Origin of the sequence: Janthinobacterium sp., from assembly GCF_009923995.1 — a bacterium.
Lineage (GTDB): Bacteria > Pseudomonadota > Gammaproteobacteria > Burkholderiales > Burkholderiaceae_D > Janthinobacterium.
Genome location: NZ_RFSK01000005.1, coordinates 79950 through 96348 on the forward strand (window position 1 = coordinate 79950; position 16399 = coordinate 96348).

Here is a 16399-nt window from a genome sequence, read left to right on the forward strand (position 1 = left end):
ATTACACACTCCAGAGTATCTGTACCGTCCAGCCGGCACAAGCGATCAACCACAGCATGGTGGCAATTTGCAGGGTCAGACGGAGGCCAGCGCTTTTCACGTAGTCCATCCAGATGTCGCGTACGCCGACCCATGCGTGGTAGAACAGCGCCAGGAAGGTCACCAGGCTGAACAATTTAAACCATTGCTGCGCGAACAGACCAGCCCAGCCTTCATAGCTGAAGTTGCTGCCGGTCAGGAAAGAAATCAGCAGGATGGCAACGTAGGCCACCATGACGATGGCGGTGACGCGTTGCGCCAGCCAATCGCGCAAGCCGTAATGGGCACCGACGACGAGGCGTTTCGGTCCGATATTATTGTCTGCCATTATTAAAATACTCCAAACAGTTTCAAAGCGACCAATGCCGTCAACACCAGGCTCACCACCAGCACCGAGCTGGCGGTCTTGCGTGCCGAGTCTTTTTCGATGGCGACGTGCACATCCATGAACAGGTGGCGGATACCGGCGCAGAAGTGGTGCAGGAAGGCCCAGACCAGACCCAGGGTGATCAGCTTGACGAACCAGTGCGAGGCGATGCCCTGGAAGTAGGCGAAGGACATTTCGGAACGCAGGCTCAGTTCCAGCATGTACAGGATGCACGGCAGCAGGGCGAAAATGATGAAACCGCTGATGCGATGCAGGATCGAGACGATGGCGCCGACAGCCATGCGGTAGTTCGACAATTCGGTAACATGGATGTTACGGAATTGCGGCCGTTCTTTTTTTGGTACTTCTCTTACGGCTTCAGACATAACAAAAACCTCCCCTTTGAATTTCAACTAAATATTGAAGCCGCGATTTTCGCCGATTTTCGCAACCCATACCAATATCTATTGTTACATATAACCAAAATGGTTTTTTACTACAAAATACCGCGCTACTTTCCGTAGTTCACGTAATTTAATTACAGAATCGCCGGTAAAGCACAGCCCGCCGGGGCTGGCCATGCTTTACCTGCGCGTTCTGCTGTCTCCCATGCCCGCCTTGCGGCAGGCACGTTCAAGCGATGCACTTCAGCCTTGCAGCCTGTTCGGGCGCCCGCGGGCGCCCCGCTGCTTCAGCTGAGTTCATTCTGATAGTGATGGCGACTCGTCAGGTACAAGCCCCGGCGCAGTTCGACCGGCTTGTCGCCGTAGGTAAACGACACGCGCTCGGAACTGAGCAAGGGCGTGCCGAGGTCGATGTTCAACAGCTGCGCGGCGCCCGCATCGGCGCAGACGGCGCGGATCTGCTCGGACGCGCGGATCATGCGCGTGCCAAATTCCGTTTCAAACAGGCCATACATGGGGCCCTTGTACTCCACCAGGCGCTCGGCCGTGAGTCCCTTGAAGATCAGGCCGGGCAGCCACAGCTCCTCGACAATGGTGGGGATGCCGTCGAAATACTGCACGCGCTTGATGAAGATGACGGCATCGCCGGACTTCAGGTCCATCAGGCGCGCCACGTCGGCCGGCGCGCGCACGCGCTTGACCTCGATAAATTTGCTTTCCGGATAATGCGGCACCCCTTCGTCCGGCACCAGGCGCAGGAAGCGGAAATGCGCGCGCGCCTCGTGGTGGGTGGAGACGAAGGTGCCCTTGCCCTGCCGGCGCATGACGAGGTTCTCGGCGGCCAGTTCATCGATGGCCTTGCGCACCGTGCCCTGGCTGACCTTGAAACGGCCCGCCAGCTCGACTTCGCTGGGTATCAGCTCGCCCGGCTTCCACTCGCCCGACTGCAGGCTCTGCGTGATGAGCGCCTTGATCTGCTGGTACAGGGGACTGAAGGTGGGCGATGCACTGACGACGGGCGCGGCCGCCGCAGTGGTATTGACGCTGGCGGCAGGTGCGGCAGAGGTGCCGGCCGGCGCGGCCGCTGGAGTGGCCGGGGCGCCCGCGGTCGGACTGACCGCCCCGCTTGCAGCAGTGGCATTGTTGGTCAGATTGGACGAGGCGGAATTCATAGTCCGACATTTCAACACAAATCACTGCCCGCGTCCAGTAAAACCCACGTGGTTATCTGTCTTATATAAGACATAAGATATGATTGACAGATGCAGATCGGAGGCCTAAACTGCCCTCGATAAAACTTGTGAGCCAGCGTTTTATGTTGTCGGCCAGCCACTCTGGCCTCGTGCAGCACAAGCGTGACGGCAGCGTACACCAGCAATTCGGTGGCGCGGGCCGGTTTTGGTATCATTATAGTTTTTCCGGATAAGCGTAAGCCCAGCTTCAAGCCCGTTTTCTTTCCCATTTTTGGAGATTCATCATGGCTAAAACCCCAATGCGTGTTGCAGTGACCGGCGCCGCCGGCCAGATCGGCTACGCCCTGTTGTTCCGCATCGCCAATGGCGACATGCTCGGCAAAGACCAGCCTGTCATCTTGCAACTGCTTGAAATCCCGGACGAAAAAGCCCAGAAGGCGCTCAAGGGCGTGATGATGGAAATCGACGACTGCGCCTTCCCGCTGCTGACGGAAATGACGGCCCACTCCGACCCGCTGACCGCATTCAAGGATGTCGACGTCGCCGTGCTGGTGGGCGCGCGTCCACGCGGCCCGGGCATGGAACGCAAGGACCTGCTGGAAGCGAATGCGCAGATCTTCACCGTGCAAGGCAAGGCGCTCGACGCCGTCGCTTCGCGCAACGTCAAAGTGCTGGTCGTCGGCAACCCTGCCAACACCAACGCCTACATCGCCATGAAATCGGCACCATCGCTGCCAGCGAAAAACTTCACCGCCATGCTGCGCCTGGACCACAACCGCGCCCTGTCGCAAGTGGCTGCCAAGACCGGCACCGCCGTGAAAGACATCGAGAAGCTGACCGTGTGGGGCAACCACTCGCCAACCATGTACGCCGACTACCGCTTCGCCACCGTGAACGGCAAGGCTGTCAAGGACCTGATCAACGACCAGGAATGGAACGCCAACGTGTTCCTGCCAACCGTCGGCAAGCGCGGCGCGGCCATCATCGAAGCGCGCGGCCTGTCGTCGGCAGCGTCGGCAGCGAACGCCGCCATCGACCACATCCATGACTGGATGCTGGGCACGAACGGCAAGTGGACCACCATGGGCGTGCCATCGGATGGCTCGTATGGCATTCCTGAAGGTACCGTGTTCGGTTTCCCGGTCACCACCGAGAACGGCGAGTACACCATCGTTCAAGGCCTGGAAATTGATGCATTCTCGCAAGAGCGCATCAACCTGACCCTGAAAGAGCTGACCGAAGAGCGCGAAGGCGTGAAACACCTGCTGGCCTAAGCCCAGTCCAGGCGGCGCGGCGTAGCTTGCGCCGCCCACCGAAGGCCGCCCCGCGCACGTCGCGGCGCGGCTGTTTTATCCAGTAGTTTTTACCTGCAGAAATGCCTTAAGCATGCACCCTTCCGAGGTTTTATTCCAAGGCAAACGCCAGCCGCTGTTGCTCGCCGCTTGCGACCACTACGCCGGCTCTGAAAAGCTGATGCGTAAATCGATTGCTTTGCAACAAGAGCTTGGCCCCCTGTTCGACATCACGTTCGACTGCGAAGACGGCGCCAGCGCCGGCAATGAAGAAGCCCACGCCCACATGATCGCCGGCCTGCTGGCCAGCGAGGAGAACCAGTTCAACCGCATCGGCGTGCGCGTGCACGACGTCGACAGCCCGTTTTTCACGCGCGACGTGGAAATCATCTGCGCCGCCGCCGACCGCCTGGCCTACATCGCCGTGCCCAAGGTGGGCGGCGTGCAGGATGCCATGCTGGCCATCGACCTGATCAACCTGCACGCGCGCCGCGCCGGCCGCGACAACCTGCCCGTGCACATCCTGATCGAAACGCACGGCGCGCTGCGCGACGCCTACGCCATCGCCGCCCTGCCGCAGGTCGAATGCCTGTCGTTCGGCATCATGGATTTCGTTTCCGCCCATTACGGCGCCATTCCCGCTGCCGCCATGCGCACGCCGGGCCAGTTCACGCATCCGCTGGTGGTGCGCGCCAAGCTGGAAGTGGCGGCCGCCTGCCACGCCCACGGCAAGGTACCGTCGCATAACGTGACGACCGACGTGCGCGATTCGGCCGTGGTGGCCAACGATGCCCAGCGCGCGACGGCCGAGTTCGGTTACACGCGCATGTGGAGCATCCACCCGGACCAGATCAAGCCCATCATCAAGGCCTTCACGCCGCGCCTGTCCGAGGTCAATGAGGCCAGCAATATCCTGAATGAGGCGCTGCGCGCCAACTGGGGCCCGATCGCCCAAAATGGCCGCTTGCATGACCGCGCCAGCTACCGATATTATTGGACCGTTTTGCAACGCGCCAAACTGGCGGGCCTGGGCCTGCCCGAGGCGGCCGCTGCATTATTGAATACGCCCTCTTCCAGCATCACTGAAAACTGACAGGAATTACACGATGTCCATCTCCAAACTAGCAATTGCCTGCAGCGTCGCGCTGGGCGCCCTGACACTGACGCTGGCCCCGGCCAGCTTCGCCGCCACGGATACGAAGGAAGCGGCAAACGCCAAGGCGGTCAAGACAGCCAAGGCCAAGCCGAAAGCCAAGGCCACCAAGACCAAGGCTGCCGCCAAGGAAGCCCATCCGCTGGCCATGTCGGTGCTCGACAAGGAAGAAGCGGACGAACCGGATACGGCAGGCTCGGCCTCCACGGATTTCAATTGTGAACTTGGTAATAAAATTACCATCTACACCAATGCGACTGATGACAAACACATCGCCCTGCGCTGGAAGAAGCGCCTGCACCGCCTGAGCCGTGTTGGCACCACCACCGGCGCCAACCGCTTCGAGAACCGCTTGTATGGTCTCGTCTGGATCGGCATCCCGGCCAAGGGCATGCTGCTCGATTCCAAGCAGGGCCGCCAGCTGGCCAATGAATGCAAGGATGCGGAGCAAGCCAAGCCGGCGGCAGTGGTGGAAGCCGCACCATCGCTGGGCGTGCTGCCAGCCGCCGGCGGCTGATGTGCGTAGCAAGGGCCTCTCTGGGGGCCCGGTCATGTTTTGTACCCTGAATAATCAATAAATAGACGATACCCAACAAGGAGAGGTCATGTCCCGCAACACTCTGAACACGCTCAAGGACTTTAATATTTCGGACAGCAAGAAGGGCAAGCTGTATTCCCTGCCTGCGCTGGAAAAAAGCCTGGGCATCAATGTCTCCCGCCTGCCAGTGTCGATTCGTATCGTGCTCGAATCGGTACTGCGCAACTGCGACGGCAAAAAAGTCACCGAAGAACACGTCAAGCAATTGGCGAGCTGGGGCCCGACCGCCGAGCGCACCGACGAGATCCCGTTCGTAGTGGCGCGCGTCGTGCTGCAGGACTTCACCGGCGTACCGCTGCTGGCCGACCTGGCCGCCATGCGCAACGTGGCCGCCAAGATGGGCATCAACGCCAAGAAGATCGAACCGCTGGTACCGGTCGACCTGGTGGTCGACCACTCGGTGACCATCGATCACTACCGCGAAAAGAAAGCCCTGGACCTGAACATGAAACTGGAATTCTCGCGTAACAACGAGCGCTACCAGTTCATGAAATGGGGCATGCAAGCCTTCGACACCTTCGGCGTCGTGCCACCAGGCTTCGGCATCGTTCACCAGGTCAACCTGGAATACCTGGCACGCGGCGTGCACACCACCGGCAAGAAAGCCGGCGACGTGTACTACCCTGACACCCTGGTCGGCACCGACTCGCACACCACCATGATCAACGGCATCGGCGTGGTCGGCTGGGGCGTGGGCGGCATCGAGGCGGAAGCCGGCATGCTGGGCCAACCGGTCTACTTCCTGACGCCTGACGTCATCGGCGTGAACCTGTCGGGCGCGCTGCGCGAAGGCTGCACCGCCACCGACCTGGTGCTGACCATCACCGAACTGCTGCGCAAGGAAAAAGTCGTCGGCAAGTTCGTCGAATTCTTCGGCGAAGGCACGGAATCGCTGACCCTGACGGACCGCGCGACGATCGCCAACATGGCACCGGAATACGGCGCGACCATGGGCTTCTTCCCTGTCGACGAAGCGACCATCGATTACTTCAAGGGCACCGGCCGCAGCAAGGCTGAAATCGCCGCGTTCGAAGGCTACTTCAAGGCGCAAAACCTGTTCGGCGTGCCAAAAGCGGGCGAGATCGACTACACCCGCGTGGTGGAACTGGACCTGGCATCGGTCGCCCCGTCGCTGGCCGGCCCGAAACGCCCGCAAGACCGTATCGAAATCGGCAACGTCAAGGCCAACTTCGCGGAACTGTTCGCCAAGCCAACCTCGGAAAACGGCTTCAACAAGAACCCGGCCGACCTGGCTGCCGTGTATGAAACGACGAATGGCGTGAAAGTATCGAACGGCGACGTGCTGATCGCCGCCATCACCTCGTGCACCAACACCTCGAACCCGAGCGTGATGCTGGCTGCCGGCCTGCTGGCCAAGAAAGCCGTGGAAGCGGGCCTGAAGGTCGCGCCGCACATCAAGACCTCGCTGGCTCCTGGCTCGCGCGTCGTCACCGAGTACCTGACCGCCGCCGGCCTGCTGCCATACCTGGAAAAACTGGGCTTCGGCGTGACCGCCTACGGCTGCACCACCTGTATCGGCAATGCCGGCGACCTGACGCCGGAACTGAACGCCGCCATCGCCACCAACGACATCGTCGCGTCGGCCGTGCTGTCGGGCAACCGTAACTTCGAAGCGCGTATTCACCCGAACATCCGCTCGAACTTCCTCGCTTCGCCACCGCTGGTCGTCGCCTACGCCATCGCCGGCAACATGACGCGCGACCTGATGACCGAGCCAGTCGGCAAGGGCAAGGGCGGCAAGGACATCTACCTGGGCGACATCTGGCCTTCGTCGGCTGAAGTGTCGGCCATGATGAAGTTCGCCATGAACGCCAAGGTGTTCAAGGATAACTATGCGGACGTCAAGGGCGCGCCAGGCAAGCTGTGGGAAAAAGTCACCACCGTGTCCGGTCAAGTCTACAACTGGCCGAAATCGACCTACATCGCGGAACCACCGTTCTTCGACAACTTCTCGATGACGCCAGCGGCCGTGGCCACCGGCATCGAAGGCGCGCGCGCGCTGGGCGTGTTCGGCGATTCCATCACCACCGACCACATCTCGCCAGCCGGCTCGATCCAGGAAAACGGTCCTGCAGGCAAGTGGCTGAAGGAAAACGGCGTCCTGAAAGCGGACTTCAACTCCTACGGCTCGCGTCGCGGCAACCATGAAATCATGATGCGCGGCACGTTCGCCAACGTGCGCATCAAGAACCGCATGATCCCTGCCAAGGCAGACGGCTCCGCGGTCGAAGGCGGCATCACGATCCACCAGCCTTCCGGCGAAGAAATGTCGATCTACGACGCAGCCATGAAGTACGTTGCCGAAGGCACGCCAACCATGGTCTTCGGCGGCGAAGAGTACGGTACGGGCTCGTCGCGCGACTGGGCGGCAAAAGGTACGCAACTGCTGGGCGTGAAAGCCGTGATTACCCGTTCGTTCGAACGCATCCACCGCTCGAACCTGGTGGGCATGGGCGTGCTGCCGCTGCAATTCATCGGCGACGACAGCGTGCAGACGCTGGGCATCACCGGCAAGGAAACCTTCGACCTGAAAGGCCTCGAAGGCGAAATCAAGCCACAGCAACTGGCGACCCTGGTGATCCACCGCGCCGACGGCAGCTCGCAAGAAGTCAAAGTGCTGCTGCGCATCGATACGCCGATCGAAGTCGACTACTACAAGCACGGCGGTATCCTGCCATTCGTGCTGCGCCAGCTGCTGGCCGAGTAATCGTCCCAGCCGTGAGGTAAGATAAAAGCGCCGGTTCCGACCGGCGCTTTTTTTCGTCCCGGCCAGCCGTTTTTACTTGAAATTGCGGCAATCGGCATGATCTACAGCCAGCTTACGTATTGCGTGTGGCCGAATCCTCTACAATACGGTTATAAGGGTTTATCATTGTTTGACTGATCCATTTTTTCCACTTTCCGAGACTCTTATCCCGCTATGCGTCGTCCTTCCAAAGATTCATCCCATAAACTGACTGCCGACAGCCAGCGCCTGGTCACCTTTGCCCAGGCGATCGTACAGGCAGCCAGCCGTCTCGAAGAGCGGTCCTGGGAACACAGCCTGGATACGCAGCTCCAGAAATTACTCAAAACCGGCCACCAGGACACCATCGACAACACCCTGGGCAGCCTGTTCAAGGAAGACTTGAACGCCTACGACGTGCTGATGGACTGCGTTGAAGCCGTCAGCGAATCGACCGTCATCACGCATGAAGACGTGCGCTACGACGCCCTGCTGGTCGCCGTGCCCATCCTCGCGTGGACGCGCTTTTCCATCGCCTCCGGCCCCATGGCCGGCGACGCCCACGGTGTCTTGTCGGCGCACTTTGCCGCCCACCTGCTGGCCGACGGCACGAAGATGGCCATGGCACCGACCCTGTACTCGATCGACCAGTTGCCACGCAGCCACGTCGAAACCTATGCCAAGACACAAAAGCTGGCGCAAGCCGCGCTGAAGGGCACGGCCGTCAAGCCCTCAGGCAAAGACGCGGAAACGGCGCCCTTCCTGGCCGACACGCGCTACCTGCTGGTGGCCGTGGTGGCGCCGACCGGCGCACCGCTGTTCCGCTGGCAGGCGCCGGCCAGCCAGCTCGACTTCATCGCCGAGCGCAGCGCCGCCCTGGAACAATGGCGCACGCAGGCCACGCCGACCATCGCCCGCCTGCTGCCCGGCTGCGGCCTGGAACTGCTGCTGCCGGAAGCGTACTACGTGGCTTGCCGCGAAGCGGACAAGCTGATCCGCCCCGTCTCCGTGCGCGCCGCCGTGCACTACCTGACGCACACCCTGGCCATCGAGCCATCGGAGCTGCGCGCCGTCATCGCCGGCTTCGGCGAGGAAGCTGCCGACGGCCAGGTGGACGAATACCGCATCGCCTTCACGCTGCGCCAGGCACCGGACGTCATCTATGGCATCGTCTGGCCTTTGTACGGCCAGGAAGACGAGGATGGCACGCCGATCGAAGGCCTGATCCAGGTCGGCATCGCCGCGCTGGACAAGCAGAAGACGCCCGTCGATGAGATTATCGAGCACCTGAACGCGGCCGGCGTGACGCAGATCAAACGCCATGCGGAACGCTTCGTCGGCGAATACTGCGACGACTGCGGCGCACCCCTGTTTGCCGATCCCGTCGGCGAGCTGGCGCATGCGGAAATGCCGGAAGATACGCCGCAAGGCACGGAACATTTCCATTGATGTGATGACACGCTCTTCAAACCTGATACGGTTTGAAGAGGTGTCGATACGTTGATGACAAGACGTTCAAAAACGAAAAAGGCGAAACCGAGGTTTCGCCTTTTTCATTTCAACAAGCTTTTTGACGCCTCTTCACCACTGTGAAAACGGGTGGCGGATCAGATTCGCGTTGTAGTAGCGCGCGTCGCCCGACACTTCCGCGCCGACCCATTCCGGCTTCTCGAATAGCTGGTCTTCCGAGGCCAGTTCGATCTCGGCCACCACCAGGCCGGCATTAGCGCCCAGGAACTCGTCGACTTCCCATACCATGCCCGCGTGTTCGATGCGGTGGCGGACCTTTTCGATCAGCGGCTGTTCGCACAGGCCGTCGAGCAGCTCGACGGCATCGGCCAGCGGGATCGGATACTCCCACTCGCCGCGCGAGGCGCCCACGTTGGCGCCCTTGATGGTCAGCATCGCCTGTTCGCCTTCGATGCGCACGCGCACCACGCGCTCGCGCGCCGACGACAGATAGCCCTGGCGCAGCAGCACCGCCTGCCCCAGGCCGCGCCAGGCGTCGCCGGCCAGCAGGAATTTACGCTCGATCTCGATACCCATGAACAACGCCGATCAGTCCAGCGACAGCAGGATAGGCTGCAGCATGGCCGCGCCCAGGGCCGCGCTGCGCGCGCCATTCCAGCCGACGGCCGGATCCGGCAAGTCGGCGTTTTCCTTGAACGGCATTTCCAGGGTCAGCGCCAGGCAGCCGAAGTGGTGGCCGATGTATTTCGACGCGAGGGTCAGCATGTCCGACTTGTACTTGCTGGCTGCGTAGCCGAACTTGTCCTGGAAGTCGGGGCTGGCCTGCTTGTAGCGCTCGATGAAGGCCTTCTGGTGTGCCGCTTGCTCTGGCGTAAAGTTTTCCAGCATTTCGTTGCCGGCCACAAAGTTGTACGGCAGCGCTTCATCGCCGTGGATGTCGAAGAACATGTCGACGCCCGTTTCGTGGATCTTGTTTTTCACGCACAGTACTTCCGGGCTGGACGCCAGCGATGGCGTCATCCATTCGCGGTTCAGGTTGGCGCCAGCCGCATTCGTGCGCAGGTTGCCGCGGATGGAGCCGTCCGGATTCATGTTCGGCACGATGTGGAACACGGCGCGCTGCAGCAGCTTGCGCGCGATCGGGTTGGCGTCGTCCAGCAGGGAGTCGATCAAACCTTCGACGAACCATTCGGCCATCGATTCACCCGGATGCTGGCGCGCGATGACCCAGATCTTCTTTTCCGCCTGCGGGTTGCCGATGGTCACCATGTTCATGTCGCGGCCGTCGACCGTGCTGCCCAGGTCGGACACGCGCGCCAGCGGATGCTCGGCCACTTCGCCCAGCAGGCGCAGGTGGCGTTCCCACGAATACGGCTCGAAATAAGCGTAGTAGACGCTGTCGAGTTCCGGCGTGTGCGAAATCGTCATGACCTGGCCATCAAACGAGGTCGGCACGCGGAACCAGTTTTCGCTGTCATAGCTGGCCACGGCCTGGTAGCCTTCATAGCCGGCCGGATAGGTGGCCTGGCCCGCGTTCAGGAAGCGCATGGTGCACGCCTGGCCACGGGCGCCCTGCAGGCGGAAGTGGAACCACTGGTGGATGTCGGCGTGGCTGTCCTTGCGCAAGTTCAGGTCGATGGCGCCGGCACTGGTGGCGCTCACCACATCGATGGCGCCCGAGTCGAAGTTCTGGCTGATTTTAATGGTCATGTATTGATTCCGTCCTAGGTAAGTGTTCCGGCGCCGCCTCGTGGGCGAGCGCCGTTGCGCTAAACGCAGTGTAAGCTATCCCGCTATTTTCCGCCCTTTGGCCCCGTTCGCAAAGCCTGGCAGCCAGATTTGTGCACCAATCCGGGGCATCGATGGCAAAGCACCGGGCAAAAGCACGAAAAATCGGCCAGCTGTCGCATCTACTGGACAAAAATCTGATTTGTAACAATGCCAGACACATTGGCAATGCACGGCAGCCCTATAATTCTTGCTTTCATAGAGTCGCCAGGAAAGAGTCGTGGACAAGAAGTTAACTAATATTCAGGAAAGAAAGTTACGCGAGGCTCAGGCGCGGCGCGAGCACATCATCGACGTCGTCAAGGATCTCATCAAGAAGGGCGGCGCGCGCGCCGTCTCCATCCGCAAGGTGGCCGAAGCGGCCGGATTTTCCACCACCGTCGTGTACGCGCTGTTCCGCGACAAGGCCACCCTGATCGCCCAGGCCATGGACAAGGACTTGCTGGAACTGGTACGCGCCATGCGCGATGCCTGCGCCGGCAGCACCGACCCGTGGGAACGCATCAGCCTCGTCGGGCGCGCCTACATCGAGTATGGTTTCCAGCACCCCGACGAGTACTCGCTGATCTTCATGGAGTTGCGCCCACACGCGGAAATCGACGCCGTCGAAGTCGAGCACGGCAATATCGAGCAAGACCCGTATGCCTACGCGCTGCACCTGTTCGGCGAGCTGGCGCAGGCAGGCCAGGTGCGCCACGACGAGGCCGCCCTGCATGCCATGACGCAGATTTTCTGGCAATCGCTGCACGGCCTCGTGTCGCTGCGCATCGTCATGGATGCGGGCGACCCGTGGACGCCGCACCCGGAAATGAACGCGCATATTGACGACTTGCTGGCCGTCGTCACGGCAGGCATCCGCCTGCGCTTTGCGCCGGCTGCCTGACGTTTGATCCAGCGCAAACCGCACCGGCGGAAAAGGCGGACAGTGGAGTGAAGCCGCCTGCGCTGGTGCAGCACGGCTGGCGCGAAGGAGCGTGAGATGAACGAAGCCTATGCCACGGACCGGCTTGACAAACAGCAAAGCGCGCACAATGCTGTCCGTATGGAAGCGCGGCTGACAAAACTGGAAACGGACCGGGAACATGACCGGCAATGGTTCAAGACGCTCGAACAGCGTCTTGGCGATGGCCTCGACAACGTGCGCACGGAGTTGCGCGACGAATCGCAGCTGCTGCGCGCCGACCTGACGCAGTTTCGCGGCGACCTGCGCGGCGACTGCCACGTCCTGCGCACGGAACTGGGCGACATCCGCAAGCACATGCACACCCACTTCCTGTGGTTCATGGGCATCCAGGCCACCACCACGTTTGCCCTGCTGGGCCTGGGCGCCAAGGCGCTGCACATGTACTAAGAAAACGCAAAAGGGCAGGCACGGTACCGCACCGCCCTGCCCTCGCCCTGCCTCGCATTTATCGATGCAGACCCGTTATCCCGCTGCCAGCATGCTCTGCGTTTCCTGGTAGCGCGTATGCCACGCCAGCGCCTCTTGCAGGATATGCGGCGTGTGCCCGCCGCGCTGGCATGCTGCATCGTAATACGCACGCAGTTGGGCGCGGTAATCGGGATGGGTGCAGCGCTTGATGATCAAGGGCGCCCGCTCGCGCGGCGCCAGTCCGCGCAAGTCCGCATACCCCCATTCCGTCACCAGCACGTCGACGTCGTGCTCCGTATGGTCCACATGCGACACCATCGGCACGACGCTGGAAATGCGCCCGCTCTTGGCCGCCGATTTCGACACGAACATCGACACTTGCCCGTTGCGCGCAAAGTCGCCCGAGCCGCCGATGCCGTTCATCATGTGCGTGCCGCACACGTGCGTGGAATTGACGTTGCCGTAGATATCGAACTCGAGCGCCGTGTTCAGGGCGATGATGCCCAGGCGGCGCACGATTTCCGGGTGGTTGCTGATCTCTTGCGGGCGCAGCACGATCTTCGAGCGGTAGTGGTCGATATTGTCCATCAGCTTCTGGTGCACGGGCGCCGACAGGGTGATCGACGAGGCCGAGGCGAACGCCAGCTGGCCCGAATCGAGCAGCTCGATGGCGCTGTCCTGCAGCACTTCCGAATACATCGTCATGTTGCGGAAAGGCGAACCGATCAGGCCGTGCAGCACGGCGTTGGCGATGGTGCCGATGCCCGCCTGCAGGGGCAGCAATTCCGGCCCCATGCGCCCGGCCGCCACTTCGCCCTCCAGGAAGGCGATCACGTGACCGGCGATGGCCTGCGTTTCCGCATCGGGCGGCAAGGCGTTCGACGGGCTGTCGGGACTGTCCGTGATGACGATGGCGGCGATGCGGGCCGGGTCGATGGCGATGGCCGTGCTGCCCAGGCGCTGGTCGACGCGCGTGAGGGGAATCGGTTCCCGGCCCGGCAGGGTTTGCGGAATATAAATGTCGTGCAAGCCTTCCAGCGCCAGCGGCGTGGACAGGTTGATTTCGATGATGACTTGCGTGGCCTGCTGGGCAAAGGCGGCGGAGTTGCCCACCGACATGGTCGGGATGATGGCGCCCGCGGCCGTGATGGCCGTCGCTTCGATGACGGCGATATCGACGGCCGCCAGGTTGCCCGAACGCAGCTGCTCGGCCGTTTCCGACAGATGCTGGTCGATGAACATGACGTCACCGTTGTTGATCTTGCCGCGCAAGACGGGATCGACCTGGAACGGCATGCGGCGCGCCAGCACGCCCGCCTCGGCCATCAGGCCGTCGCTGCCATTGCCCAGCGAGGCGCCCGTGATCAGGGTCAGGCTCAATGGATCTTGCAGGGCGCGCTCGGCCAGGGCGCGCGGCAGGGCCTTGGCGTCGCCGGCACGGGTAAAGCCGCTCATGCCGACACGCATGCCGTTGTGGAACAATTTGGCTGCCTCATCGGCGCTCATGATTTTGCTGAGCAAGCCTGGGTGGCGGATACGGTCCTCGTACATCGTGATGCTCCTGATCTTCTTAATATTCTCAAACTGGATGGCTGTCATACACCAGCCCCATAAGTGGATTCAGTATAAAATCCCGGCTATATGCATGGCATGAATTAATTTCGCTACATCCAGTCGATATTTTCATGTTTTGCCAACGCCGAGCACCCATCTTGGATATCCGTTCCCTGCGCTATTTCGTGGAAACCGTGCGCCTGTCGAGCTTTACGCAGGCGGCCGAATCGCTGCACCTGACCCAGTCCACCATCAGCAAGATGGTGCGCCAGCTGGAAGACGAGGTGGGCGCCCAACTGCTCGTGCGCGACGGGCGCAAGCTGACCCTGACGGACACGGGCCGCATCGTCTACCAGCACGGCCAGGAAATGCTGGCCAATATGCGCCAGCTGACGCTGGAAGTGCGCGATACGCAGGCGCTGCAGCGCGGCAGCCTGACGGTGGGCATCCCGCCCATGATCAATGTCTTGTTTACGCCCGTGTTGAAGGCCTTCCGCGCGCGCCACCCGAACATCAGCCTGACCCTGCAGGAAGACACGGGCCAGCAGATCGAGCGCAAGGTGGCGGGGGGCGAGCTGGAAATCGGCATGACCGTGCTGCCGGCCGACCCGGAGCTCGATCTCGTGACGGTGGCCGTCGCCAGCTACCCGATCTGGGCGCTGGCCGAGCCGGGCACGTTCCAGAAAAACCGCACGACCCTGCCCTTCAAGGCGCTGGCCGGGCTGCCGCTGGTGCTGCTGAAAGACGAGTTTGCCCTCACGCGCAGCCTGCGCCAGCATTTCGCGCAGGCGGGTTTCACGCCGACGATCGCCGCGCAGAGCGGACAATGGGACTGGCTGGTGGCGATGGCCTCGGCCGGCCTGGGCGTGGCCCTGCTGCCGGAGCCGTTCATCCACCGGCTGGCCGGCGAGCCGCTGGAGGCGGTACGCATCGTCGAGCCGGAAGTGGCGTGGCAGGTGGCGCATATCTGGAGCGGGCGCTACCTGTCGCATGCGGCGCGCGCCTGGCTCGAAGTGTGCCAGGACGTGCTGGGCACGCCGTTCGCGCACTGACGTAAAAAAGGGTGGCCGAGGCCACCCTTTTGCTTGATCGCGACAGCGCGGCTTATTTGGCGTCGTCGTTGTACATGCTGGCGTACTTCCAGCCGAAGTACAAAATAAACGTGTAGCACAGGGCCGGCACGAGGAAGGACAGCTGCAGGTTGATGTGGTCGGCCAGGAAGCCCTGGATGAACGGCACGATGGCGCCGCCGACGATGGCCATGCACAGGATGCCCGAGCCCTGGCCCGTCTGCGCGCCCAGCTTGTTCAAGGCCATGCTGAAGATGGTCGGGAACATGATGGAATTGAACAGGCCGACGGCGATCAGCGACCACATGGCCGTGTGGCCACTGGAGAACACGGCGACGAGGATCAGCGCGATGACGACGGCGGCATTGAAGGCCAGGGTCTTGCCCGGGCTGACATAGCGCATGACGGCAAAGCCGACGAAGCGGCCCAGCATGGCGCCCCCCCAGTAATAGCTGACGAAATAGGCGGCATCGGCGTGGCTCAGGCCCGCGATATGGCTCTCGCCCATGAAGTTGATCAGGAAGCTGCCGATGCTCACTTCACCGCCCACGTACAGGAAGATGGCCAGGGCGCCCAGCACCAGGTGGCGGTGCGACCAGATCGACACCTTGTGCGCGGCCTGCGCCAGGCTGGCCGCATCGTCCGCATGCGAAATCTTCGGCAATTTTGCCAGCGCGAACAGCACGGCCAGGATCACCAGGGTGGCGGCCAGCGCCAGGTAAGGGCCCTGCACGGCGGCCGCTTCCTTGGCGCGGTAGGCCAACTGTTCGGCGGCCGGCAGCAGGTCGAACTGCTGCACCGTCAGGACCGTACCCGACAGGATCAGCATGCCGCCCAGCGCCGGCGCCACGGTGGTGCCCAGCGCATTGAAGGCCTGCGTCAGGGTCAGGCGGCTCGACGCCGTCTGCGGGTCGCCCAGTTCCGTCACGTAGGGATTGGCGGCCACCTGCAGCACGGTGATGCCGGCCGCGAGGATGAAAAAGGACAGCAGGAACAGCGCGTAGCTGCCCGTGGAGGCGGGATAGAACATGGCGCAGCCGGCGGCGGCGATCAGCAGGCCCGCGACGACGCCGCGCTGGTAGCCGATGCGCTTGATCAGCATGCCGGCCGGCAGGGAAACGATGGCGTAGGCGCCAAAGAAGCAGAACTGCACCAGCATCGCCTGGACGTAGGTCAGGGTGTAGATCGAGCGCAGATGGGGAATCAGCACATCATTGAGCGAGGTCAACAACCCCCACATGAAAAACAGCACCGTGACAATGATCAGGGCGCCCGTATTGTTTTGCGTGCCGGCCCGTGCGGACTGTACGCCCTGGCCTTGCTTTACGTATTCCATACCTTCTCCATTTTTCA

At 62.0% G+C, this 16399-nt stretch carries 15 protein-coding genes; 8 read left to right on the top strand and 7 right to left on the bottom strand.

Annotated features, from left to right (window positions below):
* Position 1 precedes the first annotated feature (1 nt).
* The 3 genes from sdhD to EBS11_RS04125 all read right to left on the bottom strand — a co-directional run bounded on the left by sdhD (position 2) and on the right by EBS11_RS04125 (position 1982).
* Positions 2 to 367, bottom strand: a complete 366-nt coding sequence (sdhD, locus tag EBS11_RS04115) for a succinate dehydrogenase, hydrophobic membrane anchor protein (RefSeq protein ID WP_102121570.1) — start codon at positions 365 to 367, stop codon at positions 2 to 4.
* 2 nt (positions 368 to 369) lie between these two features.
* A complete protein-coding gene (sdhC, locus tag EBS11_RS04120; RefSeq protein ID WP_086146039.1) occupies positions 370 to 792 on the bottom strand; it encodes a succinate dehydrogenase, cytochrome b556 subunit in 423 nt (140 codons plus the stop codon).
* 305 nt (positions 793 to 1097) lie between these two features.
* Positions 1098 to 1982: a GntR family transcriptional regulator gene (locus EBS11_RS04125; RefSeq protein WP_290600767.1), complete on the bottom strand. Its 885-nt coding sequence runs from the start codon at positions 1980 to 1982 to the stop codon at positions 1098 to 1100.
* Positions 1983 to 2287: 305 nt separating this feature from the next.
* Here EBS11_RS04125 and EBS11_RS04130 point away from each other — a divergent pair, with 305 nt between their 5' ends.
* From EBS11_RS04130 to EBS11_RS04150, 5 genes are all read left to right on the top strand, one after another.
* Complete coding sequence (locus EBS11_RS04130) at positions 2288 to 3277, top strand: malate dehydrogenase (RefSeq protein ID WP_290600768.1); 990 nt, start codon at positions 2288 to 2290, stop codon at positions 3275 to 3277.
* Positions 3278 to 3389: 112 nt separating this feature from the next.
* Positions 3390 to 4388, top strand: a complete 999-nt coding sequence (locus tag EBS11_RS04135) for an aldolase/citrate lyase family protein (protein ID WP_290600770.1) — start codon at positions 3390 to 3392, stop codon at positions 4386 to 4388.
* Positions 4389 to 4401: 13 nt separating this feature from the next.
* Entirely contained in the window at positions 4402 to 4965 is a 564-nt protein-coding gene (locus EBS11_RS04140) for a hypothetical protein (protein ID WP_290600772.1), read from the top strand.
* An 88-nt stretch (positions 4966 to 5053) separates the two neighbouring features.
* Positions 5054 to 7774 carry an aconitate hydratase AcnA gene (acnA, locus tag EBS11_RS04145; protein WP_290600774.1) on the top strand — a complete coding sequence of 907 codons (2721 nt, stop codon included), beginning with the start codon at positions 5054 to 5056 and terminating at the stop codon, positions 7772 to 7774.
* 213 nt (positions 7775 to 7987) lie between these two features.
* Entirely contained in the window at positions 7988 to 9241 is a 1254-nt protein-coding gene (locus EBS11_RS04150; RefSeq protein ID WP_290600776.1) for a DUF2863 family protein, read from the top strand.
* Between the two features lie 132 nt (positions 9242 to 9373).
* On the opposite strand, the gene EBS11_RS04155 is transcribed toward EBS11_RS04150, so the two are convergent.
* Complete coding sequence (locus EBS11_RS04155) at positions 9374 to 9838, bottom strand: CYTH domain-containing protein (RefSeq protein ID WP_290600778.1); 465 nt, start codon at positions 9836 to 9838, stop codon at positions 9374 to 9376.
* Positions 9839 to 9850: 12 nt separating this feature from the next.
* Positions 9851 to 10972, bottom strand: a complete 1122-nt coding sequence (locus tag EBS11_RS04160; RefSeq protein ID WP_290600780.1) for a M14-type cytosolic carboxypeptidase — start codon at positions 10970 to 10972, stop codon at positions 9851 to 9853.
* Positions 10973 to 11270: 298 nt separating this feature from the next.
* On the opposite strand from EBS11_RS04160, the gene EBS11_RS04165 reads away from it, so the two are divergent.
* The gene (locus EBS11_RS04165; protein ID WP_290600781.1) at positions 11271 to 11933 is read left to right on the top strand and encodes a TetR/AcrR family transcriptional regulator; all 663 of its coding nucleotides are present in this window, start codon (positions 11271 to 11273) and stop codon (positions 11931 to 11933) included.
* Positions 11934 to 12029: 96 nt separating this feature from the next.
* On the top strand, positions 12030 to 12401 hold the full coding sequence (locus EBS11_RS04170) for a hypothetical protein (RefSeq protein WP_290600782.1): 372 nt from the start codon (positions 12030 to 12032) through the stop codon (positions 12399 to 12401).
* A 75-nt stretch (positions 12402 to 12476) separates the two neighbouring features.
* On the opposite strand, the gene EBS11_RS04175 is transcribed toward EBS11_RS04170, so the two are convergent.
* The gene (locus EBS11_RS04175; protein ID WP_290600783.1) at positions 12477 to 13973 is read right to left on the bottom strand and encodes a succinate CoA transferase; all 1497 of its coding nucleotides are present in this window, start codon (positions 13971 to 13973) and stop codon (positions 12477 to 12479) included.
* Between the two features lie 161 nt (positions 13974 to 14134).
* On the opposite strand from EBS11_RS04175, the gene EBS11_RS04180 reads away from it, so the two are divergent.
* Positions 14135 to 15028 (top strand): LysR substrate-binding domain-containing protein, encoded by an 894-nt coding sequence (locus EBS11_RS04180; protein ID WP_290600784.1) that lies wholly within the window; start codon positions 14135 to 14137, stop codon positions 15026 to 15028.
* A gap of 52 nt (positions 15029 to 15080) precedes the next feature.
* Here EBS11_RS04180 and fucP read toward each other — a convergent pair whose 3' ends face one another.
* A complete protein-coding gene (gene fucP / locus EBS11_RS04185) occupies positions 15081 to 16382 on the bottom strand; it encodes an L-fucose:H+ symporter permease (RefSeq protein ID WP_290600786.1) in 1302 nt (433 codons plus the stop codon).
* Between the last annotated feature and the right edge of the window lie 17 nt (positions 16383 to 16399).